Raw genomic sequence first — 22,390 nt, forward strand, 5'->3', positions numbered from 1 at the left:
TTTCTAGTCAACGGTATACGAAAGTGATTTCACTGCTCGGACGAAATTCCCGGTAAGGTACTCCGGTTCGCCGACCCTCAGCTTCGGGACTCGGAAAATCAGTTCTCGGAAGAACGCCTCTAACTGCATTTTGGCGAGGAAGACACCCATGCAATAGTGCGGGCCGCCACCACCGAATCCGACGTGTGGATTCGGAGCGCGAGTGATGTCAAACCGGCCTGGGCTGTCGAAGACACGCTCGTCGCGGTTTCCGGAGGAGTACATCATCACCACCCAATCGCCTTCTTTAATCTCCTGATCGTGCAGGACGGTGTCGCGGGTGGCGGTGCGCCGAAATGTCATCACCGGCGTGGCCCAACGGACGAATTCGTCAGTAGCAGTTTTGATGTGGGTGTCGAAGTCCTTGGCAAGCAGCTCCCGCTGATCGACGAACTCCTGAAGGGCGAGGGTCGTCAGAGTCATGGTGTTGCGGGTGGTGTCGTTGCCGGCTACCGAAAGCAGGACGAAGAACGCGCCGAGTTCTGCATCGGTGAGTCGACGTCCGTCAACCTCGGCTTGCACGAGCTTTGTCATCAGATCGTTTTCCGGATGGCTACGACGTCGCTCTGCCAACTCCAAACCGATGGTGTGGAGTCCAACCAACGAGTCGTTCAGCACCTCAGCGGGCTGACGGCCCGCGGCGACATCGGGGTCGGCCCACGACACCATGCCATCGGCATGGTTGGCCGCTGCATCGCGCTGGTGCTCCGGGACCCCCATCATTTCGTAGATTGTCCACATCGGCAGCTTCTTCGAGACCTGCTCTACGAAATCGCCTTCGGTTGTTTTGAGAAGGTCGTCGACGATGTGCGCAGCTTGGTTCTTGATCTGTTCTTGGATACGAGCGACTTGACGTGGCGTGAAAACTGAACTGACTAGGCGGCGCAAGGAGGAATGCTGCGGGCCGTCCATCGCCAAGAAGGACTGTGAGGCGTCGAGAAGCTCAGCGGGGACCGCTTCGATCATGACACCTTGCCCCGAACAGAAAAGCTCTGGGTTCTTACTGACGTATGAGATGTCTTCATGTCGGGTCACCGCCCACACCCCTGCGACGGGCGCCGGCATCATCGTGCCCTCGATCGGAGGGTGCCAGCTGACGGGGCGCTCGTCCCGCAAGATCTTGAAAGACCGCTCACGTTCCTCGGCTGTCGCCGCCCAGAACGAAAGTGGAGAGATACTCACCGGGTCATACTGGCGGGTGGACTGCACTGTTGTTTCGGTCATGACGATCCCTTCGCGTAGCGGTCGATGAGAGCACGTTTAGCCAACTTGCCGGTGGCGAGGCGGGGCAGTTCCTCGACAAAGTCGAAGCTGCGCGGCGTTTTGTAGTGGGCGATATGGTCACGCACGTAGTTGCGAAGATCGGAAACGATGCTGTCGCATGCGGTGACGCCGTCATGGAGCTGTACCACCGCCTTGACCTGTTCGCCCATTTCGGGATCAGGCACGCCGATGACTGCGACGTCCTGCACGAGAGCGTGACTTGCCAGGACGTTCTCTATCTCCTGCGGGTAGATATTGACTCCGCCGGAGATGATCGTGAATGATTTGCGGTCGGTGAGATAAAGATAGCCATCGTGATCCAAATATCCGAGATCGCCTACGGTAGTCCAATTCTCGTGCCACCGATGGCGGGACTCGGCGGTTTTTACGGGATCGTTGTGGTACTCGAACGGCGCGACATCGCGCTCAAAGAAGATAGTGCCGACCTGACCGGCGGGCAGCTCGTTCCCGTCGTCATCGCAGATGTGGACGACACCCAACTTCGCACGACCGACCGAGCCTCGCTTTCGTTGCCATTCGTCCGTCGTGATCATCGTGGTGCCGTGTCCTTCGGTGGCGCCGTAATACTCGACGAGGATCGGCCCCCACCATCGGATCATGGAATCTTTGGTAGCAGGCGGACAGGGCGCGGCGGCATGCACGGCCAATCGAAGTGAAGACAGATCGTAACGCGCGCGAACCGACTCTGGGAGTTGCAGCATCCGTATGAACATGGTCGGCACCGTCTGGGTAGCAGTGACGCCATAGGTTGCGATGGCTGCGAGCATCCGCTCCGGGTCGAATCGCTCCATGAGCACCACGGTGCCGCCCAATGCCTGAACCGTCGCGCACCACTTCAACGGTGCCGTGTGATAGATCGGCGCGGGAGAGAGATAAACGTCGCGACCACTGATCTCGAATGCATTCGACAGCAGCGAAACCAGCGGGTCACCCGGCTCGTCAACCTGCCTGTGGGGCAGCGGCGGCTTGATGCCTTTTGGACGACCGGTCGTTCCCGAGGAATACAGCATCTCGGCTCCGCGCGGTTGCTTGACCAATCGAGGATTCGTCTCGCCGAGCAGTTCTTCGTAGCGCCGGTACCCGTCGACGTTGCCACCGAAGCTGTACCAGAATCGGACTGTCCCGGCGAGCTTGGCCGTCTGTTCAGCGAGATCACGCACTCCGGCAGAGGCGATCACCGTTTTGGTGCCGCTATCGACGAGGATATAAGCGACCTCTTCGGAACTCAGATGCCAGTTGATAGCCGTTACATACAGTCCGGACCTTATCGCTGCCCAGTACACCTCGAATGCCTCGGCCGCGTTGTCAGACAGAAGTCCGATGACATCACCACGCCGTAGGCCTGAGGCATGGAGCGACGCCGCCAGTTTGGCGGAGTTGTCCTCCAGCTCCCGATAGGTCAGCACCTTTCCAGACTCGGCCATGATGACTGCCGGTCGTTCTGGCGCCGAGACGGCATGAGTTCCGGGATACATCTCAGAACGCGATCACTTCACCGCGGCTGACCGAGCCGAGAGGGTCGAAGCCAGGCACGTCGAGCTTCTTGCTGAGGCAGCCTAGCTTCGGCCGGCGCGCATCCAAGGCCTTCGCGGACGCCATCCGTTCTCCTTAATTTCGATTCAAAACGATGAGTGCGACGAACTCGTCACCCATCCCTACCCATACTAAGACACCGTATGCGCTACGTCACATGTTGGCAACCATCGGGCCAAAGCCATACCGTCTTGCCAGGAGGATCGACGCCAACTTGGCTCATGGGATCGCGCTCGCCATGCTTGCATTTTGCGGCACGCCAACGGAGTTCACAGATGTTCCTCGCCAGCAAGGAGCGCAAACACGTCTTCGATCAAGCTGACGGACGACCTACCGGTCCGGCGGCCCACTGCTTGCCGCGTGGCCCAGAGAGGCGGCGAGGCAGGGGCGTCAATACGGTCGATGACGGATTCAAATATAGTTTCGCCGGCCGACCCGACCGCGGAGAACTTCTGCCACCACCGCCCCCTAGCCGAAGAGCACAGCAGCGCCCAAGGGCGCTCGGGAACCGACGACACTCGAGGGCGGCAACACAAACCCGTGCAGACCTAGGTGTTCTCAACGGGCCGCAGTCAAGTGCGCGGCTACGCCGCGCTTCGGAATACCGCCGCGATCCCTTGGCCGCCCCCGATACACATTGTCTCGAGTGCCAAACCGCCGCCGCGTCGCCGGAGTTCGTACAACATGCTCGTCAAAATGCGTACGCCCGTCGCCCCGATGGGGTGCCCGAGCGAGATTCCCGAGCCATTGACGTTGAGACGGTCGTCGACATCCTCCAACTCAAGGTCGCATGCGGCTAGAACGGCCAGCACTTGAGTCGCGAAAGCCTCATTGATCTCGATCAGCGCAAGATCATCGAAGCCGAGGCCGAGTTTGCCGAACAGCTTTTTCACCGCTCCCACGGGCCCGATCCCCATGCGCGAGGGATCGCAGCCAACAACGGTCCAGCCCTCAAGGTAGCCGAGCGGTTCGAGGTCGAGCGCGTCGAGTCGATCTTCGGCAACAACGAGGCAAGCCGCCGCAGCATCGCTCTGCTGACTTGAGTTTCCTGCGGTGACCGTGCCCCCGGGCCGAATAGCTCGCAGTTGACCAAGACTCTTTGTCGTGGAGTCCGGGCGAATCCCCTCGTCCCGGTGAACCAGGATCGGATCACCGCGACGTTGCGGTACCTCGATCGGAACGATCTCTTCGGCGAAATCACCGCGAGCAACGGCGGCGTTTGCCCGCGCGTGGCTTCTGACAGCGAAACCATCCGCCGCCTCGCGGCTGATGGCGTAGTCGCTGGCAAGGTTTTCTGCCGTTTCGATCATTCCGCTGATCGGCCCGAAGCGCCACGATGGCTGCGAACGTTCGCGCCCTCGATCAAGGCGGTCGTAGAGAGTGTGATGTCCAGACCGCGTACCCCACCGGGCGGTGGTGGTGTAGTGCTCGATATTGCTCATTGACTCGACCCCGCCGGCGAGGACGATGTCTGAGCCGCCCGTCTGCACCATCATCGCCGCAGTGATGATGGCTTGTAGTCCGCCACCGCAACGCCTGTCGATCTGAAGCCCCGGCACCGTGATCGGCAGATTCGCGTGGAGAGCGGCCCACCGACCGATACACGGCGCCTCGGAGTTGGCATAAGACTGAGCAAAGACGACGTCATCGACCTCCCCTGGATCGATACCGCTGGAAGAGACGACGGCCTCCACAACGTGGGCCGCGAGATCTTCAGCCCGCAGTGCTCGCAATGCTCCCCCGAATGATCCGATGGGCGTGCGCAGGGGAGCAACGATTGCGGCGCGTCTCATTGCCGACCTACTTGCTGCGTCACCTTCATTGCCTTCCTTCGATCGCTTCGAGTTAAGAGATGCAGACCGCGGCGTCGGCTGTCGTCGCACCGTCGGTACGTATTACCGACGACTGGCCCGAGTGGCCACCCGGCCGACGAGGGAGTGTCGCCGCCAGCCAACGACCACACGCTCCCGAGCACGTTTTCTACTTCAAATTAAACCAGACGATCTGCCGATCTGCCAGTTACTTCCGCGCCCGCTGCGATCAGTCCCCGGGCCAACCGGCACGAGGCAGGGCGTGCGCTATTAACCGATCATCTGAACCCAGCTCGCACTGCCACACCGGGATCAGCGCCCACCGAGTCTTCCTTGATGAGGCCAACGGTTGCCGCCCCGACGATCGATCACGAATTAGCGCCGCGGGTGGTACCGCCAGTCCGAGCCGAGGCGCGTCATAGACTAAATGAATGGCCAGTAGAACCCGGGGGGGCAAACGTGCCCCGACGCGCGCTGTCGAAGATGTGGAGGCCGACTCCAAGGCCGCCTTGACGCGGGAGCGGATTCTCAACGCAGCGGCTCATGTACTCAGCAAAAAGGGATACGCCGGGTTGCGGCTCACCGATGTGGCGGCAGAGGCGGATCTCCAGGCGCCCGCGATCTACTACTATTTCAACTCGCGTGAGGACCTGATCGAAGAGATCATGTGGACGGGTACCGCGGTAACGCGCGACCACGTCACCGCAGCACTTTCCGAACTTCCCGAGGGAAGCCCCGCCGTAGATCGCCTTCTCGTGGCGGTCGAGGCTCATCTCCGGCTCACCCTTGAGATGTCGAGTTACGCGAAAGCGTCGATCCGAAACGCTGGACAGATTCCACCGGCGATCCGGAAACGGCAGATTCGCGAAGAGGAGCGATACGGCGAAGTATGGCGCCGACTGATCAATGACGTGGCCCGAGAAGGTCAACTACGGCCGGAACTCGACCTCTACATCGCACGCATGTTGGTACTGGGGGCATTGAACTGGACAGTCGAGTGGTGGGACCCTCGACGGGGTTCGGTCGAGGTGATCGTCGCAAACGCTCAGACGCTCGTCCGGCACGGCATCGTCACGACATGATGCACCCCTAACAGAGGCAGAAGTTCTCGCGGCTTCCAACTACTGGGGCATCAGGCTTGCCGTCAACTGACCTGTTACCTCCGAGGCGACAGCGGTCATTCCCCCCGGAATTCAGGGGTGGCCTTGGCTGCGAAAGCTCTGATAGCGGCCTGCACGTCCGCAGTTGACCCCAGTGCCCGCATCGCTTCCGCCTCGGCGATCAGATGCGTCGGGAAATCGTTGGTCCACGCATCGCGCAACAAAGCCCGCATCCGTCCGAAAGCACACGTCGGCCCGTTGGCCAGTTCAACGGCGACCTCATAAGCGCGGGTACGCACCTCATTACGCGGCACTACTTCGTTCACCAAGCCCCACTCAAGGGCCTCAGCGGCGTCGATCGGCGTGTTTCGAAGGTACGCCTGCGCCGCCCGTCGCGAACCGATCAAGCGAGGCAGGTGCCACGTCCCGCCCCCATCGCCGGACAACCCGAGGCGGGCAAATGCCGTCACAAACTTTGTATTGTCCGCGGCGATGACCAGGTCGGCTGCGTACACATACCCCAGTCCCCCTCCGGCCACCGCGCCGTGGGCCGCCGTGACGATCGGCGCCTGGATGCCCCCGAGAACGCGGAGCGCTTCGTGGAACGGCGTCGTCAGCCGTGCGAATAGCCGGCCGTACGATTCGGGCGGCGTCGTGAAGAAGTCATCGATATCGCCGCCGAAGGACAACGCCGGACCGTTTCCACAGATCAGAACGGCGCGTACAGCGGGATCGTCAGCGACACGCCGAGCGACTTCAAGCGTTTCATCGCCTAATCGCAGATTCATCGCATTTCGCGCCTCTGGCCGGTCAAGACAGATCGTCGCGACCCCGTCATCGACGCTGTAGGCGATCGTCGACAACGGTCCAGATGCCTGTCCCAGCGCGTCGACCCAGGCCGCGGTGTCTGTCAGTTGGTGCAGCGCCTCGATCCGGGCCTGTGAGTCGAAGGTCAGTAAGTGAATGAACTCTGCGTCGAGCCGTTTTCCTGACTCGCGGCCTCGCCCGCGGTAGTGACCCCGGACGAACATCCGCCCGTCGTCGAGCACGCGAATCTCGTCGGCGGTAACCTCGGCTTCGTAGTACCGGCCGATCCTCGCCCAGAACTCCTGTTGCATCGCTGTCGGGCCGCTATGTCTCCCGCCCAGGTTCAGCGGCAGGCCCGCCGGTGCATGGCCGACGAAGTCGGGCGCCAACAGCCGGGCCAGACCATCGAAATCACTTGCCAGCAAGGCGTCGTAGAGGCGCCGCACAGCTTCCACGCGCGCCATCACGATCTCGTCATCGGTAAGCATCGGGTTTCCTTCCCCAGACTCGCACGCCGTGACCGACCCGGTAGTTCCCACCAGTCATATCGCAGCCTCTCCTTTGCTCGCCGCCGCTCTCAAAGCGCTCACACGCTGTATCCGCCGTCGACATTGAGGGTTTGGCCGGTAATCCAGCCGGCGCGCGGCGACATGAGAAATTGTGCGGCGTTGCCGACGTCTGTCTCGTTGCCAAAACGACCGAGCGGAATCGCGGCCAGTGCCTGGCTCAGTCCCTTCTCGGTGAAGACCCCCGACGCATTCAATGACGTCCAAAGCCCCTCGCCTTGCACAACCCCAACGCCAATCGCGTTGGCACGCACACCATACCGACCCTCTTCTGCGGCTAAGCCACGAATCAGAGCCTGCACACCGGCTTTCGGAGCCGACGACAACAGATCTGCGCGAGTGAACCGCTCGATGACCGGCGTGACCACAGCGAGGATAGCTCCCTTACTCTCCCGTACCGCCGGAATGAACGGGTGAATGAAGTTGTAGCTTGCCTTAAGGTCAGCATCGATCTGGCCGGCGAACTGTTCCGGTGAGATGTTTGCGATGAAGTCCATCGGAATGTGCGGTCCAGCGGCGTAGACCACGCCCGATACTTCGACCATGCCCGCAACATCGCTCGCGAACATCTGGGCTTCGTCGGGCTTGGTGAGATCCACCTGTTTTACAATCGCTTCTTGCCCCAGATCGCGGACCACTGCCGCTGTCTCCTCCGCTCGATCACGCCGTGACCGGTAGGCGACCACCAGGTTCCACCGATCAGCAGCGAGCGCGCTGGAGATCGCCTTGCCTATTCCGCCGGATCCGCCGGCGACAACCGCCCAACCGGGCGCAGGCGTGTCGGACATCACTCGTTCATCTCCTTTGGCATTCCCCAAATCCTTCTAGTGTGCAGCGTGCCGCGCGGCGATATCGCGGCCGACGATCTCTTTCATGATTTCCGTGGTACCGCCGTAGATGGTCTGGATACGCATGTCGAGGTACGCCCGAGCCACCGCGTATTCCAGGATGTAGCCATAGCCACCATGCAATTGAACACACTTGTCAACGACGCGCTTCTGAAGCTCCGTTGTCCACCACTTACCTTTGGCAGCATCGATACTCGACAGTTCACCACTGTTCGAGGCCATGACCTGACAATCGATGAAATGTTGGGCGAGGTCGATCTCGGTCTCCATCTCCGCGAGCGAGAACCGAGTAGCTTGAAAATCACCGATGAACTGGCCAAAAGCTTTGCGTTCGAAGCAATAGGCCGCCGTGAGATCGTAGACTGCACGCGCATCAGCGACAGCGATGACGCTTGCAAGCAGGCGTTCTTCCGGTAGGTAGGTCATCAACTGTCGCATTCCCCGGTCTTCTTCCCCGAGAAGAGCGTCCGCCGGCAGCCACATGTTCTCGAAAAACAGCTCCGAGGTGTCCTGCGCGCGTAGGCCTACCTTCTGCAGCACCCGCCCCCGTTTGAATCCCGGCGTCGACGTGGGCACGAGGAACAGGCTTATGCCGCCACTTCCGTCGGGCTTCGGGGTCTTGGCCGCGACGATCACCAAGTCGGCGCTGTGGCCGTGGGTAATAAACGTTTTTTGTCCATTGAGCACCCAACCTTCGCCATCGGCGACCGCCGTGGTCCGCATCCCTCGCAGGTCGCTCCCCGCGTCAGGCTCTGTCATCGCGACGGCACCGATGACCGACCCAGTCGCCAACTTCGGCAGCCATTCGGATTTCTGCACGTCCGTACCGAGGCCGGCCAAATAGCAGATCACCATGTCGTCTTGGTTGGCGAAACTCACGCTCAACGCTGTCGCCCGTGCGCGTGCCAACTCTTCAGCAACGACCATCCGGTAGCGATTATCACGCACTCCCGCCCCTCCGTACTCTTCGGGAATCGCGAGCCCGTAAATACCGGTCTTAGCACCGACTTCGAATACTCTCCGGTCGATAGACCCGGTTTCTTCCCACGCGGGGTAGTAAGGTGACACTTCCCTGACAATGAACTCCCGTACGGTCGACCGGAAGGCCTCGTGCTCAGTTTCGAAAATATTGCGTTGCATCCGTTCGGGCCTTTCCTTCGAATGTACGTCTGATGCAGAGTCGGGGCACATCCGCAATGATCGCGTCACTCACGGATCGATCCAATGTCATGAGTGATTGGTTGAATTACCGTCGCTGAGAGAGACGCAGATTGGGGAGCAACTCCGCCGCGATCGAGTTACGGAGAATAGGCGGACTACCACCCGCCACAATAGTCGACACGACGTCACGGTGAATTCGCTCGATCACAAAATCCTTAGTCGCTCCGTAGCCGCCGTGCAACTCCAGAGCTTTGAGGGTGATCCCCGAGGCGATGCGTGCGCCGAAGAGTTTGGCCGCAGTAGTCTCCAAGCCTGGGGGGAACTTACCGTCGCGAGCAGCGGACGCGGCGCGTTGAGCTAACAGGCGCAAAGCTTCCAGATCAGTCCACATATCTACTAACGCGTGGTAAACGGACTGGAATTCTCCGATCGGCCGACCGAAAGCGTGTCGGCTATTCACATACTGCATCGCCTCGTCGTACGCAGCCGTAGCCATGCCAAGATTGAAGGCGCAATTGTGGAGACGTTCCATATTGAATGCCCCCATCAGGTCCGGAAACCTGCCGGGGCCGACGATAACATTCTCTGCCGGTATTCGAACATCGGTAAGCTCCAGGTCACCGTGGGGAACGCCGCGACAGCCAAGGAACTCCGGCCCGGCCGAGACCGTTACACCCGGAGTTCCGTCTTCGATGATTACTGCGCCGATCCCCTTATACCCGGGGATCTCGTCGAACCTGACGAATACGGCATAGAGATCGTTGTGCATCGCACCCGTGACGAAGTTCTTACTGCCGTTGACGACGAAAGTGTCGCCGTCCCGTTCGACAGTGGACTCCAAAGAGGTGAGGTCCGACCCATAGCCCGGTTCCGTTAAGGCAATCGCACATTGACTCTTTCCGGTAACGATATTGGGTAGAAATTTCTTCCGCGTCGCGTCATCGTCGGCGAGCAAGAGCATCGACGGCCCCGGACCCGTGGTGGCGAAGACCGGCTCGCCGGCGATCCAGAACTGCGAACTACGAAATAGCGCCTCCACCACGATCAGATAGTCCAGCGCCGACAAACCCTTTCCACCGAGTTCGGGCGGCATGGTCAGCGCCATCAGGTCATGGTCGCGGATGCAGGCGACGACTTCGTCGTAGGAGACTCGATCCTCGCGATCCCAGTCGGCCGCCTTGCCACGAAGCAGCAGCCCGGCTGCCGTTGCACGTTCTTGAAGTTCGCGCTGGTTCTCCGTGAGTTCAAAATCCATGTCCGCTTCCTCCTTTTGCGCCCCAAGTGGCAATACCCGTGCGTGTGTCCAACCGATCGAACGAACTTATGCGCAGCGCCGACATTTGATCCTCATGACCGTTCTCTCTTGACGAGTTGCGACACAATGACATTGCGTTGAATCTCGTTGGTGCCTTCACCAACGATCATCAACGGCGCATCCCGGAAGTACCGTTCAACGTCGTATTCGGTGGAGTATCCGTAACCGCCGTGGATACGGACGGCATTCAAGGTGATTTCCATCGCCACTTCGGATGCAAACAACTTGGCCATTCCGGCCTCCATGTCGCATCGCTCGCCTGCGTCGTAACGGTCTGCGGCATGAAGTGTCAGCGTGCGCGCAGCAGTTAGCTTAGTCACCATGTCCGCCAGGTAGTTTCCAACGGACTGGTGCTGCCAGATGGGCTTGCCGAAGCTTTCGCGGACCTGTGCGTACGCCAACGCATCATCGAGCGCAGCCTGCGCGACTCCCAAAGCGCGGGAAGCCACCTGAATGCGGCCGATCTCAAGGCCTTTCATCATCTGAGCGAATCCATTGCCTTGCTGTCCGCCTAGGATCGCAGAGTCCGGCACGCGATAGTCATCGAAGTTCAACTCGCAGCTTTCGACACCTTTATAGCCGAGCTTCGGCAGGTCGCGGGAGACCGTGAGGCCGGGCCCCGGTTCGGCCAAGATTATGCTTATCCCCTTGTAGCGCGGTGTGGCGACGGTATCGGTTTTGCACAGCAGTGCAATCAGTTGTGAACGCCGTGCGTTTGAAATCCATGTTTTGGCGCCGTTGATCACCAAGTCGTCGCCGCAACGGCGCGCGTTCGTCGTGATCGCCTGAAGGTCGGACCCGCCGCTTGGTTCGGTCAACGCCATCGTGGCTCTGATTTCGCCGGTCGCCATCCGCGGTAGGTAGCGTTGCTTCTGCTCGTCAGTGCCGAAGTCGGATATCAGCTTCGACACCACCGTGTGGCCGCCCATTGCGCCGGCCAAGCTCATCCACCCGCGGGCTAACTCGGTGGTGACACCGACGTAGCACGGTGTTGACACCGGCGCTCCGCCGTAAGGCTCTGGGATCGCCAGGCCGAATATTCCCAGGCTTTTCATCTTCTCGATGAGGTTGGCCGGGTATTCATTAGCGGACTCCAGTTGACGGGCAACTGGACGAACGTCGCGCTCGACGAACGCTCGCACGAGAGCGACGACTTCCGTTTCATCGACTGACAGGGAGGTCATCATCGAGCCCCCAATCGCAGTGCACCATCTAGCCGGATCGTCTCACCATTGAGGTAGGCGTTTTGCAGAACCTCACTTGCCAACTGGGCGTACTCATCCGGCAAGCCAAGCCTGGGTGGGTTGGGGACTGACCTCTCAATCGCTTGCCACGTCCGGTCTGGCAGCTTCCTCATAAGAGGGGTGTCCATGATTCCAGGCGCGATCGTGCACACGCGTATGGCGTGTGCCGCGAGCTCCCTCGCCGCCGTCAGCGTCATACCGACGACGCCTGCCTTGGCAGCCGCGTAGTTGATCTGACCGATTGGGCCGTCGAATGCCATCACCGAGGCGGTGAGGACGATAGCGCCGCGTTCACCGTCGATCGGGTCTTGTTGTGCGATCCGGGCGGCTGCGAGGCGTAATGCATCGAAAGTCGCAATGAGATTGAGCCGGATGACCGTTTCGAAGTCGGCGAGCCGCCCTGGCTTCCCGGCGCTGTCGAGAACGTGCATCATGCGCCCGGCGCCTGCGCAATGGACCAATCCACGTAAACCACCGCGCGCGTCGGCAGCGTCGACGGCAGCACTCAACTGCGCGGTATCGGTGACGTCAGCCGGCACGAACCGTGCGGCGCTGCCAAGTCGGGTCGCAACAGCTGCCCCAGCCGACGAAGGGAGATCGAGGATTGTTACGTGCGCACCAGCTCTGATCAATCGCTCGGCTGTCGCAAGGCCGAGCCCTGAGGCCCCGCCGGTTACGAGAACGGAAGCTTCTTTCAGTCGCATCGTCTATTCTTTGTCCCGTTGGTAGATGGTCGATGTGGTCTCACAAGCCGATAGACTTGGCGATGATCGTCTTTAACACTTCGGTGGTGCCTCCGTAGATCCGTGTCACACGGGCATCCACGTATAGCTGGGCGATCGGATACTCCCGCATGTAGCCGTACCCGCCGTGCAGTTGTACGCAACGGTCCACGACTCGGCCTTGCAGTTCAGTGCAGAAAACTTTCGCTTTGGCGGCGTCAGCGGGGGTCAGTCCGCCTGATTCGTGGGCCGCCAGTGCGCGATCGACAAGCGCTCTGCCGGCCTCGATTTCGATCGCGCATGAGGCGAGTTCGAACTTCGTATTTTGGAACGTCGAGACGGGCTTGCCGAAGGCTTTTCGTTCATTGACATACCGCAATGTGGTTGTCAGCGCGGTTTCGGCCGAAGCTTGTGCTCCCACCGCGATGCCCAACCGCTCCTGGGCCAGATTGCTGGTGAGGTAGCCGAATGCTTTCCCTTCACTGCCCAGCAAGTTCGAGGCCGGGACGCGTACGTCGTCGAAGAACAACTCCGCAGTGTCTTGGGTACCGAGACCGATCTTGTCCAAGTTACGGCCCACAGTGAATCCGGGAATTCCACGTTCGACGACGAGAAGACTCAGGCCGTCGCGTCGGTCGTCAGTGGCCGATGTCCGTGCCACGACGACGACCAGGTCGGCGTTTACCCCTCCAGTGATGAATGTTTTGGCGCCGTTGAGAATGTATCCGTCGCCATCGCGTTCCGCGGCGGTCACCATACCGGCTAAATCTGAGCCAGTACCAGGTTCGGTCATCGCGATGGCAGCCATCGCTTCACCGGTGGCTAACCGAGGGAGCCATCGATCGCGTTGTTCGTCATTGCAATACTTGGTGAAGTAGGGCAGCACTACGTTCAAGTGGACAGCCAATCCCCCGAGGTTCACGCATGCGTAGGCGCACTCTTCGGCCCAGATCGCTGGGTAGAGAAAACTGGTTTCACCGCCACCACCGTATGTTTCCGGGATTTGCATGCCCAGAACACCCAGCGCGCCGATCTGCATGAAGACATCCCGTGGTATCAGCCCCGCGCGCTGCCACTCAGGGAATCTCGGAACGATCTCTTTGGCAAGAAACCTTTTGGCGCTTCGCCGAAACTCGTCGTGTTCGGCGTTGAAGATCTCGCGCATCATCGCCCGCTCCGGTCGTGCGTCCTAGCCGACGAGCAGTCGCCCGCAAGCAGCCGCAGGTGACGTCCAACCCGCGGCATAGCGGCAGAAATATCCGCTTTGCTACTCGTGCCAACTTGTTGCTTCACCGACTCAGTTCTTCCCTTCATCGAATATGGTGGAGCGTCAGGAGCGGCTTCGTCATGTTCGCCGGGCCAGTGCGCCGCCGATGATCAAACGCTGTATTTCGCTGGTCCCTTCGTACAATCGAAGTAACCGCACATCGCGATATATGCGTTCGACCGGCATCTCACGCATGTAGCCACTGCCGCCGTGGATCTGCACAGCGAGGTCGGCGACCTTGCCCGCCATCTCGGTGCAAAACAGTTTTGCCACCGAGGGTGCGACCCGCCGGTCTACGCCTGACACCCACGATCGCGCAACCTCGCGAACCAGAGCTCGGCCGGTCATGACACCGGTCTGTTGATCGGCGAGCATGGCTTGTACGAGTTGAAAACGGCCGATCGGTGTGCCGCCTTGAGTGGCAGTCGTCGCGTAACTAACCGACTCATCAAGAGCACGCTGCGCCGTGCCCACCGCAAGCGCAGCGATGTGAATGCGGCCGCGGGCAAGCGTCGACATCGCTGCGCGGTAGCCGATGTCTTCTGAATCGCCGACTATCGCGCTGCCGGGTACCCGCACTTCGTCGAACGCAACGTCGGCGGTCCACGCGCCTTCTTGCCCCATCTTGGCGTCCTTCGCGCCGATGGTTAGTCCGGCGCTATGGGAAGGAACCAAGAAGACGGAAATTCCGGCGTTCGACTCGTCGGCGGGTCGCGTCCGTGCAAACACAACGAACAGGTCAGCGAGCGGCGCATTGGTGATGAACCGCTTCTCGCCACTGATGAGCCACTCTCCTCCGCTGCGTACCGCTCGTGTCCGTAGACCTGCGGGATTGGAGCCGGCGCCGGATTCAGTCAATGCGAAAGAAGCCACGACGTCGCCGGTCGCAATCCCGGTTAGCCAAGCCGACTTCTGCTCTTCGGTGCCGTAACCAACCAGTATCTGACCGGCGATCCCGTTGTTGGTACCGAACATCGATCGCAGCGCAAGCGATGTGTACCCGAGTTCCATTGCCAGTTCTACGTCTTGCACGAGGTCGAGTCCGAGGCCGCCCCACTCCGATGGGATCGCGTAGCCGAACAGGCCCATTTCCTTCGCCATCGCGCGGATGTCATCCGGGATGCGGTCGCTGACGAGGATCTCCCGTTCCCTGGGTATGACCACGGAACGCACGAATTGGCGCGTCGCGGCCCGAATGTCCTCAAAGTCACTCGCGCTGACGCCAGTACGGGGGGAACCTTCAACGGTGCTGGTCATCGCATCCCTCCCACATGTCCGTTCCGCGTCCGCCTGGACGCACAAAGCACATTTTTTATTCTTGATTAAACACTGTACCTCAATCCTCCGACGGTCGCGATAGCGCTCTTCTGCGCGGCGCGGCCCGGGCGCCCGGGCCGCGCCATCCACCGGCCACCAAGACGGCCGTGCCTGCAGTTCAGTCGGAGCTTGTGCCGAGGACACCGGGGCAAGATCTACGTCGTGTTGAGCACTCGCCGGGATCGACACCGCCGGCCGAGCATCGACGATTCGAGGCGCCGACGATCGAGAGATTTACTGATGATTAAGCCCGCGCTTCGGTTCCCGGACCGGTTCCACGCAGGGTTCCGGGCAGTTTGCGCACCTACCGCTCGATCGGCTGGGAGAGGGTCGGCCGGCATCTGCCGCGATTTGGCGAGGGGCGTCTCATCCAGGTCGGCCACGTTCGCGCATATCGGCTTGCCTCTGGCCGATCGCTGTCGCGTCGGGGTCAAATAGCCCGCCGAAGCGACCTAATCGTGTGCTAGAACATCAGGCCGGTGAATCGCCAATCCAACACCTTCCGATCCGCTCGTGCATCCGGGTCTTCGGCGTACACAAGCGAACGGAGGTCTAGCGTTCCTCCCCGCTCTTCGGGAAGAGCAGTGGCCGATTCGATGCTGAGAACGCTATACAGCGTGTCGCCTTCATATACCGGACCGGTGTGGTCGCAGGACCGCCAGGATAGGACCGTCGCCAAGTTGGGCAACAGCCGCGTCGCTTGCGCCAGGGCGAGCCCTATCGTATGGCCGCCATAGACCAGTCGCTGCCCCCCTGCGCGGGAATCATGGTGGACGGCCGCAATGTTGAGGGTCAAGCGTGCTAGCTCGGGCGCACTGCTCACTACATCGCCGGTGCTACGCAAGACAGCGCCTTCCAGACTGGTGGCGAAGTGCGGCCCACCGACACGTGCGCGGAATGCCTGTGCATCCCAATTCCGCGTCGGGTCGTCCCGGATCGGGGCTACTGCTGTCTCAGACCAATCGTCTTGCCGACCAATTTCGACAGCGTCCGGCGAGATGGGAAGCATCGCACATCTGTAGAAATCGAGAACTCGCCGATCCTGTTGGTCCCTCGTGATTACTCGTAATACGGCCATTCCGGTCGGCTTCCGTCCAGGACGTCTTGAGTTCTCCCTTAAGGACACTACTTCTGTGCGGGTGAAGAGGGTATCGCCCATGACCGGAAACCGGTGGAAGGCGAGACCTCGGTAAAAGAGGTTTGCCTTGACGCGTTGCGTGGCCAGGGTGCTCTGACCGATCGCCACATCCCAAGTCAGCGCCGGAGATACTGTCTGAGCATGCTCTTGCGTCACCCGGACGGAGAGGCCTTCGTCGAGCGCCAGTCTCATTCGGTCACCAATGATGGCCCGGTGCATCGCCGCGATGCCAGGTGTCAGGGTCAAAGCCGGGGCGTTATCGAAGTATTGACCGCGTTCTAACTCGTCAAAGTATGGCCCGCCGCATGTGCTGATCTCACGGTTCATCACCGCTGGCGTCCTCCTTCGTCTCGGTAGCTGGTGCCGACACGACCGGGGGCGTGGTCTATCGACTCGGCTCGTCGCACTCGGTTGAGAATCTCCGCCGCTCTGGCCCGCACCGGTTTGTCGACCATCCGTCCGCCGACTACGCTCACGGCGCTTGAACTCGCAGCATTCATTACTTCTTCCGCCCAGTTCACGTCGTCAATCGTGGGCGTGAAGGCGTCGTTGATCGTCTGCACTTGGCGCGGGTGGATGCACAGTTTTCCTCCGAAGCCCAAGCGGACAGCGTGTGCAGAATCATCACGAACAGCCCGGTCGTTGTGTACATCGACGGTAACGCCGTCCAGCGGTGCTGGCTTACCTCCTGCGACGCTCGCTAGCACCAGCATGCTTCGCGCATGGAGCAGCGCTTCGTGATCGGCCGGGTCGATCCCCAACTCAGCGCCTAAGTCGACGCTGCCAAAAGCGGCACGTGCAACCGCACCTGATGAGCAGATTTCTTGCGCGGCAAGAACTCCGACCGGCGTTTCGATCAACGCGATGATCGGAGTTTCGGAACCCAACTCGGCTGAGACGCGTCGGATCTGGGCGGCGCTCTCGACTTTAGGCACCATAACCGGACATCGGTGACGCCTGGTCATTGCGAGGTCATCTTCCAGCCACTCGGTCTCGATACCGTTGATCCTGACGACGGCCTCGCCTCCGCTGTGTAGCCAAGCGTCGGCAGCTGCGCGCGCGACATCCTTTGCCCCGGGCGCGACGGCGTCTTCCAAGTCGATGACAACGGCGTCGGCGAGACTCGCCGTTGCCTTGGCGTAGCGGTCCTTTCGGTCACCGGGAACAAAGAGCATACTGCGCGCCGCTGCCAACGTGCCGAGAGTTCCGCTCACCGCAGCGCCGCCGTAACGCGATCGGCCTCAATGTTGATTGCCGCCGGCGTTGTCGTCTCAACATGTCTCACATGTACCGCCCTCCGCCGACCTCGAGGACACTTCCTGTGATGTAGCTCGACAGGTCCGATGCCAGAAACACCACCGCACCCGCAACTTCGCTCGGCTCGCCGGCGCGCCTCATCGGGACCTCCGCCTCACGCTCTGCGAAGACTTCGGATGGCATGGCCTCGGTCATCGGCGTCCGGATCAGCCCCGGTTGGATGGCATTCACCCGCACGTTGTGGTGGGCAACCTCTTTCGCAGCGGCCTTCGTCAGCCCGACGATCCCCGCCTTTGCGGCGCTGTAGTTCGTCTGCCCTGGGTTGCCCGACTTTCCGGACAACGACGAGATGTTGATGATGCTGCCCGATTTGCGCTCACGCATGACCGTGGCCGCCGCACGTACACCCAGCCACGTTCCGCGCAGATGCACAGTAATCACCTCATCGAAATCAGCGACGGACATCTTCTTCAGCGACGCATCGCGGGTAATGCCAGCGTTATTCACGAACACGTCGAGGCCGCCAAGGTCGCGGAATGTGTCGGCCACGACCGATCTCATCTGCGCTTCGTCGGTCACATCGCACCCCACGCCGACACAGTCGGAGCGCGTCCCACCGATTTTGTCGGCCGCTAGCCTCGCGGCGTCGCCATCCAGATCCGCAAGGACCACACGGGCTCCATGTTCGTGCAAGGTGGCGGCGATCGACCATCCGATACCTCTCGCGGCCCCGGTCACGACTGCAACCCTTCCGTCGAGCAGCGATCTCTTCGTCTTTGGCAAACCACCCTCCAATGCCCGTTACCCTTCCGCAATATTTTAACACGGATTAAATTCCATCGACAGGGTGCGCCCACGAGGCCCGGCTTCCGGCAACACGCCCGAGTTTTCTTACGGCGCTCGCCGCTGAACCTCACATCGATCTTGGTTTTCGAGTGGTCCGTCAGAGATACCGCGCAGACAGCATCTTGGGAATTGCGCCGCCACGCGGGTAAGGACGCCGGCGCCTCGAGAACGGGCAAGCAGCACGCAGTCGGGCGCTTCCGGTCTGAGGCTGTTCGGCGACTTCCGACCGGTCGCCGGAGCACCCGATGACTTCAGCTCTACCCCGAACCCGTCACTGGGGCGGATGCGATGGCGGCGGGTAGACACCCCGCAGAATCCACGGCAACCAACTGATCGCGTATTCGAGTTCGTCGCTACCGTCATAGTCGGGCGCCGGGCCAATCGGGGTGTGGGGCGTATCGACCGGTTCCTCAACCTGTCCGTAAACGGCCACTACGACCGTGCGGTCGACACTGTTCTCCGACCAGACACCGATCTCGTTATTGGCGCAATCCGACATGATGGCCAGGTCAGCCGGGTTGTTATACCAGCGGTTTATCAGGTCGATGCCGCTGATCTCATTGGCAGGGTGAACTGCCACAGTCTCGGCCACGACACCTTGGAAACCTGCCGCGTCCGCGCGGTCTTGTGGCGTTGACCCGTCCGAGCCGACGTTGCCGTCAAGGTTGCGGTTAACGTGGAGATCCCTCGCATGCCATTGAGCAGCACGCTGCAGCAACGGATTGACCCGGACATCATTTTCGCAGCCCAACTGGCGTTGGAGGGTATACACGTTGGCGACCACACTGTCATTGAAGCGCTGATCACCCGGTGGAAGTGCGTCGTCATCGGCCAGAGCAACAGCGGTCGCTTGCAATGCGCCGACAGCCACAGTGGCGAGCGTTGCCAGGCTTAGGGACCGACCGGACATCAGAAACCTCATAGTCCGTCACCGGCGGGATTCGACGGCGGGCGGTAGTTGACGGCTGAATTCCGCAGGCTCCAAATCTGCGCCGGACAGAGCTCGTTGGCGGCCTGAGAGATCAGATACATCGCTTGAAATTCGTCGGTGGTGTTGAGGTCGTCTCGCACATCGCTCATCAGATCGGGGTAGGTTCGCCCACCCGCAGCCTTCTCGCAAATCTCATAACCGTAGGCGAGGGGATCGCCGTTGGGAAAGTGGTACCCCGGTCGCACCGTCACGGCAATCAGATAGGCAGTTTCATCAGCCTTTGCCACAGCGTGCCCAAACAGGGTGGGGAGCGTGAGCGCCAAGCCGCTCGCTACCAGCACCGCAAGAAACGCGCGGTAGTTCTTCATCTGGCCCGCTCTTCCTCTAATCAGATCGGAGTGAAATCGGAGACCAGCCACTGACCGTCAACTTTGTCCAACGTCACCCGGACTGTAGAGGCGGTGTCGGTGGGTGGTTCGTCGCCGATGACTGCAGTCTGATTGACGAACACCAGCACCACCGCATGGCTCGGTGTGGCGGACAACGACGCGGCCGCAGGTACGCTGGCAACGGCAGAGATCCGCTTATCCCTTGCGCCCGGGATGACGACCTCCCGCGTTAAGTCCGCATATGACTTTTCGAAGTCGCCGGTCATTAGTCGCGCCGCAGAGGTCAGGTCCTCTTCAACCGTTCCGGGCTGATACGACAGCATCGCTATCGTCGCATCGGTCGCGGCTTCGACCGATTCCACCCGGGCCACGCGAGACGCCGCCAAAGAAGAGTCCCACCACTTCAGGATCCCGACGGCAACTGCCAAGAGCATGACCAATGCGGGAATGAGGTTGAACGTGACTAGCCGCCGCCAATTGCGCCGGCGAGTCCCACCGTGCTCGTGTCCTGCTTCACCCGGTCTGCTGTCGCCATCGGATAGTGTCGCTTCGCCGACGGCTCCGGTGCTGTCTGCCGGACACGCACCCTCGTCGTCGTTCAACATCTCGTCAGGACCCGCGGGCCTTTTCTCGCGAACGGTGCCAACGTGTGATTTGATGGCCACGCTATTGATCTCCTTATGATTCGACGGACTGGGCCTGCCACCCCTCCCGGCCGCTACGGCACGAACGACACCTTCGAAATCTTCTCTTGGCCATCGACCTTTTCAACTGATATCCGCATACGCCAAGCGCGAGGAACCTGCTCTTCTACACCGAGATTCGTGGTGTTGACGTTCACCGCAACCAGGACTTGGGCTTCGTTGTCCGAGAAGGACTCGAGACCCGCCTCTGTGATCGTGCCGACTGACTTCGACTCGGCTTTCTTGACAACATCCATGAACGGCTGAGACCGGTTATTGAATTCGTCATAAAACGCTCCAGTCGCCGAGTCGAGAATCTCTTGGATGTCCGCTTCCACCCGCTCGTAGTCGATAGTGGTCAGATTCAAAGCGCCCTGCCGGCCGGCCTGAAGGAACAAGTCACGCTCTGCCTCGGTGCGCTTTCCCTGGTACGCGCTGTAACCGAACCACGAGCCCAGCACAATCAGGAGGCCAGCGGCTAACAGCCCGACCATCAAGACAAGCCGAGCACCGGGTATCGACGGATGTGGTGCGGCGACTGACTCATCGGTGTCGGTATCCGCCGCTGCCGAATTGTTCGTGGGTTTCGCCTCCTCATCCACCCCGTCACAGGTGTCCTTCTCCAACTCGTCAGCAGGGTCCGGCGACCCCATTCCCGCTGCGAACCGGGGCAGCCGGATACGCTTCAGTTCGTGCCCGGTGGCAAGATCATCGTTTGCCATGTCTTCTCCTTATCTCCCGCACGCGCTAGGTCCGCCTGGGTATACAACTTTCCATCCGGACCGATATAGCTGCCGGTGTTCGGGTCGTATTCGGCAACTGCGACGCCGGGGGTCTGCGGAAGGGCCGCCGGCGGGGTTTCCGTCCGCAGTTGCGGTACACCCTGGCCCGTTACTGTCGCATTGGGGTCACCCTTCCAGTTGTAACCATCGTTAAGCGGCAGATATTCGTCATCGCTTTCGCACATCTCGACCGTCGGCGCGCGCTTACCCGGACGCGTCACACAAGGTAAATTTCGTGCCCCTCGGACATTAAACATCGCATCCTGTGGGATTCGGCAATAGAGATCGCCATCCGGCCTGTCTGGAAAATCCAACAGACTCGCCGCGCGAGCCTGATTAGGCGGCAAAAAGCCCGTGAGGCAAGGTGGCGGCAGGTTGAGATTCAAGTTGAAGCTCAGATACGCGCCCGCATATGGATTTTTATTGAACCGGTTTGCAATCAAGGCGCCTTGTACGACTTCCACAAGAGGTGGCAAAAGAACAAGGATGTGCTCCAGATTCGGCTGATACGTGACGGCCACCTTGCCAACGCTGACCAAGTTTGCAAGCAAAATCGGTAATGTCGGCTGTAATCGGTCAAACAGTTGGCGGACTTCGTCGAAGGCCGATGGCGCTCCCTGCAACAGGCTTGTGACCGCCTCGTCATTCGCTTGGAGTTGGCCGGCCACCTCGGCCATGCTCGCCGCCCATCGATGAATCTCTGTTGAAGTGTCGATCTGGCTCGCCATAAGTGGCCCAGATTGTTCGATCAATGCGATTACGGAATCCAGGTTCTCGTATCCATCGATTGCTAAGGTCGCGGACGCGTCGACCAAACGTGAAAGCTCCGGCCCTAGGTTATTGACGGCGATATACGATTCGTCGACGAGAACTTGCAAGTCCTCACGCGGAATGGCCCCTAGGCCAGTATTGATCCCGTCGAGCAATTCGTTGACGTCTACCGGTATAGAGGTGCGATCGACTCCGATTACATCGCCGTCTTGCAACGGTCGGCTGCTGCCGCCGCGTGGGGTCAGCTCAATAAATTGCTCTCCGATCGCGGTTTGGCTGTGCACATGTGCGTCCAGATCGCTCGGGACCTCCTGTCCCGACTTAAGGGATAAAACCGCGACGACTCCACTACCTGACAAGTCGACCGATCGCACACGCCCGACGTCGACACCGCGATAGGTGACGTTCGCGCCCTCGTATAGCCCTCCCGACTCCGCGAGCTCCACCGTGACGCGGTAGTGGCCGGCGCCGAAAAGCAGATCCGGCAGCTCCATATAGCGGACAGTCATGACCGTTCCGCAGACCATGCTGACGACCACGAAAACCGCCAACTGGAGCAAAATCCGTCGGTTCAGCACG

21 protein-coding genes are annotated in these 22,390 nt (G+C 60.6%); 1 reads left to right on the forward strand and 20 read right to left on the reverse strand.

Annotated features, from left to right (window positions below; all coding sequences use genetic code 11):
- Positions 1-3: 3 nt before the first annotated feature.
- The 4 genes from A5643_RS09135 to A5643_RS09145 all read right to left on the reverse strand — a co-directional run bounded on the left by A5643_RS09135 (position 4) and on the right by A5643_RS09145 (position 4,649).
- Entirely contained in the window at positions 4-1,263 is a 1,260-nt protein-coding gene (locus A5643_RS09135) for a cytochrome P450 (RefSeq protein ID WP_066854103.1), read from the reverse strand.
- On the reverse strand, positions 1,260-2,798 hold the full coding sequence (locus tag A5643_RS09140; protein ID WP_066854105.1) for an acyl-CoA synthetase: 1,539 nt from the start codon (positions 2,796-2,798) through the stop codon (positions 1,260-1,262). Before A5643_RS09140 ends, A5643_RS09135 begins: the two co-directional genes overlap by 4 nt.
- A 1-nt stretch (position 2,799) precedes the next feature.
- Entirely contained in the window at positions 2,800-2,922 is a 123-nt protein-coding gene (locus A5643_RS18855; protein ID WP_286143649.1) for a hypothetical protein, read from the reverse strand.
- Positions 2,923-3,440: 518 nt separating this feature from the next.
- On the reverse strand, positions 3,441-4,649 hold the full coding sequence (locus tag A5643_RS09145) for an acetyl-CoA C-acetyltransferase (RefSeq protein WP_066854107.1): 1,209 nt from the start codon (positions 4,647-4,649) through the stop codon (positions 3,441-3,443).
- Between the two features lie 449 nt (positions 4,650-5,098).
- On the opposite strand from A5643_RS09145, the gene A5643_RS09150 reads away from it, so the two are divergent.
- Positions 5,099-5,749, forward strand: a complete 651-nt coding sequence (locus A5643_RS09150; RefSeq protein ID WP_066854109.1) for a TetR/AcrR family transcriptional regulator — start codon at positions 5,099-5,101, stop codon at positions 5,747-5,749.
- Positions 5,750-5,844: 95 nt separating this feature from the next.
- Here A5643_RS09150 and A5643_RS09155 read toward each other — a convergent pair whose 3' ends face one another.
- The 16 genes from A5643_RS09155 to A5643_RS17745 all read right to left on the reverse strand — a co-directional run bounded on the left by A5643_RS09155 (position 5,845) and on the right by A5643_RS17745 (position 22,389).
- Positions 5,845-7,062, reverse strand: coding sequence for an enoyl-CoA hydratase-related protein (locus A5643_RS09155; RefSeq protein ID WP_066854111.1), 1,218 nt, complete (start codon positions 7,060-7,062; stop codon positions 5,845-5,847).
- Between the two features lie 98 nt (positions 7,063-7,160).
- Positions 7,161-7,928 (reverse strand): SDR family NAD(P)-dependent oxidoreductase, encoded by a 768-nt coding sequence (locus A5643_RS09160; protein ID WP_066854289.1) that lies wholly within the window; start codon positions 7,926-7,928, stop codon positions 7,161-7,163.
- Positions 7,929-7,964: 36 nt separating this feature from the next.
- The gene (locus tag A5643_RS09165; RefSeq protein WP_066854113.1) at positions 7,965-9,128 is read right to left on the reverse strand and encodes an acyl-CoA dehydrogenase family protein; all 1,164 of its coding nucleotides are present in this window, start codon (positions 9,126-9,128) and stop codon (positions 7,965-7,967) included.
- Between the two features lie 106 nt (positions 9,129-9,234).
- Entirely contained in the window at positions 9,235-10,404 is a 1,170-nt protein-coding gene (locus A5643_RS09170) for an acyl-CoA dehydrogenase family protein (protein WP_066854291.1), read from the reverse strand.
- A gap of 92 nt (positions 10,405-10,496) precedes the next feature.
- Positions 10,497-11,648, reverse strand: coding sequence for an acyl-CoA dehydrogenase family protein (locus tag A5643_RS09175; protein ID WP_066854292.1), 1,152 nt, complete (start codon positions 11,646-11,648; stop codon positions 10,497-10,499).
- Positions 11,648-12,412: an SDR family NAD(P)-dependent oxidoreductase gene (locus tag A5643_RS09180; protein WP_066854115.1), complete on the reverse strand. Its 765-nt coding sequence runs from the start codon at positions 12,410-12,412 to the stop codon at positions 11,648-11,650. The genes A5643_RS09175 and A5643_RS09180 overlap by 1 nt, the downstream gene beginning before the upstream one ends.
- Before the next feature lie 40 nt (positions 12,413-12,452).
- On the reverse strand, positions 12,453-13,598 hold the full coding sequence (locus A5643_RS09185) for an acyl-CoA dehydrogenase family protein (RefSeq protein ID WP_066854117.1): 1,146 nt from the start codon (positions 13,596-13,598) through the stop codon (positions 12,453-12,455).
- A 177-nt stretch (positions 13,599-13,775) separates the two neighbouring features.
- Positions 13,776-14,954: an acyl-CoA dehydrogenase family protein gene (locus tag A5643_RS09190; RefSeq protein ID WP_066854121.1), complete on the reverse strand. Its 1,179-nt coding sequence runs from the start codon at positions 14,952-14,954 to the stop codon at positions 13,776-13,778.
- A gap of 523 nt (positions 14,955-15,477) precedes the next feature.
- Entirely contained in the window at positions 15,478-16,479 is a 1,002-nt protein-coding gene (locus tag A5643_RS17730) for a MaoC family dehydratase (protein ID WP_082948859.1), read from the reverse strand.
- A complete protein-coding gene (locus A5643_RS17735; protein ID WP_082948848.1) occupies positions 16,479-17,327 on the reverse strand; it encodes an HpcH/HpaI aldolase/citrate lyase family protein in 849 nt (282 codons plus the stop codon). Before A5643_RS17735 ends, A5643_RS17730 begins: the two co-directional genes overlap by 1 nt.
- A gap of 106 nt (positions 17,328-17,433) precedes the next feature.
- Entirely contained in the window at positions 17,434-18,192 is a 759-nt protein-coding gene (fabG, locus tag A5643_RS09195; RefSeq protein WP_066854123.1) for a 3-oxoacyl-ACP reductase FabG, read from the reverse strand.
- Positions 18,193-18,526: 334 nt separating this feature from the next.
- A complete protein-coding gene (locus A5643_RS17740; protein ID WP_082948860.1) occupies positions 18,527-19,165 on the reverse strand; it encodes a CAP domain-containing protein in 639 nt (212 codons plus the stop codon).
- Between the two features lie 8 nt (positions 19,166-19,173).
- Positions 19,174-19,554: a DUF732 domain-containing protein gene (locus A5643_RS09205; protein WP_066854127.1), complete on the reverse strand. Its 381-nt coding sequence runs from the start codon at positions 19,552-19,554 to the stop codon at positions 19,174-19,176.
- A 20-nt stretch (positions 19,555-19,574) separates the two neighbouring features.
- The gene (locus A5643_RS09210) at positions 19,575-20,240 is read right to left on the reverse strand and encodes a hypothetical protein (protein ID WP_231995507.1); all 666 of its coding nucleotides are present in this window, start codon (positions 20,238-20,240) and stop codon (positions 19,575-19,577) included.
- A 53-nt stretch (positions 20,241-20,293) separates the two neighbouring features.
- Positions 20,294-20,980, reverse strand: coding sequence for an Rv1363c family protein (locus tag A5643_RS09215; protein WP_066854129.1), 687 nt, complete (start codon positions 20,978-20,980; stop codon positions 20,294-20,296).
- On the reverse strand, positions 20,944-22,389 hold the full coding sequence (locus A5643_RS17745) for an MCE family protein (RefSeq protein WP_286143650.1): 1,446 nt from the start codon (positions 22,387-22,389) through the stop codon (positions 20,944-20,946). Before A5643_RS17745 ends, A5643_RS09215 begins: the two co-directional genes overlap by 37 nt.
- Between the last annotated feature and the right edge of the window lies 1 nt (position 22,390).

The organism is Mycobacterium sp. 1274756.6, from assembly GCF_001668625.1.
Taxonomy (GTDB): Bacteria; Actinomycetota; Actinomycetes; order Mycobacteriales; family Mycobacteriaceae; genus Mycobacterium.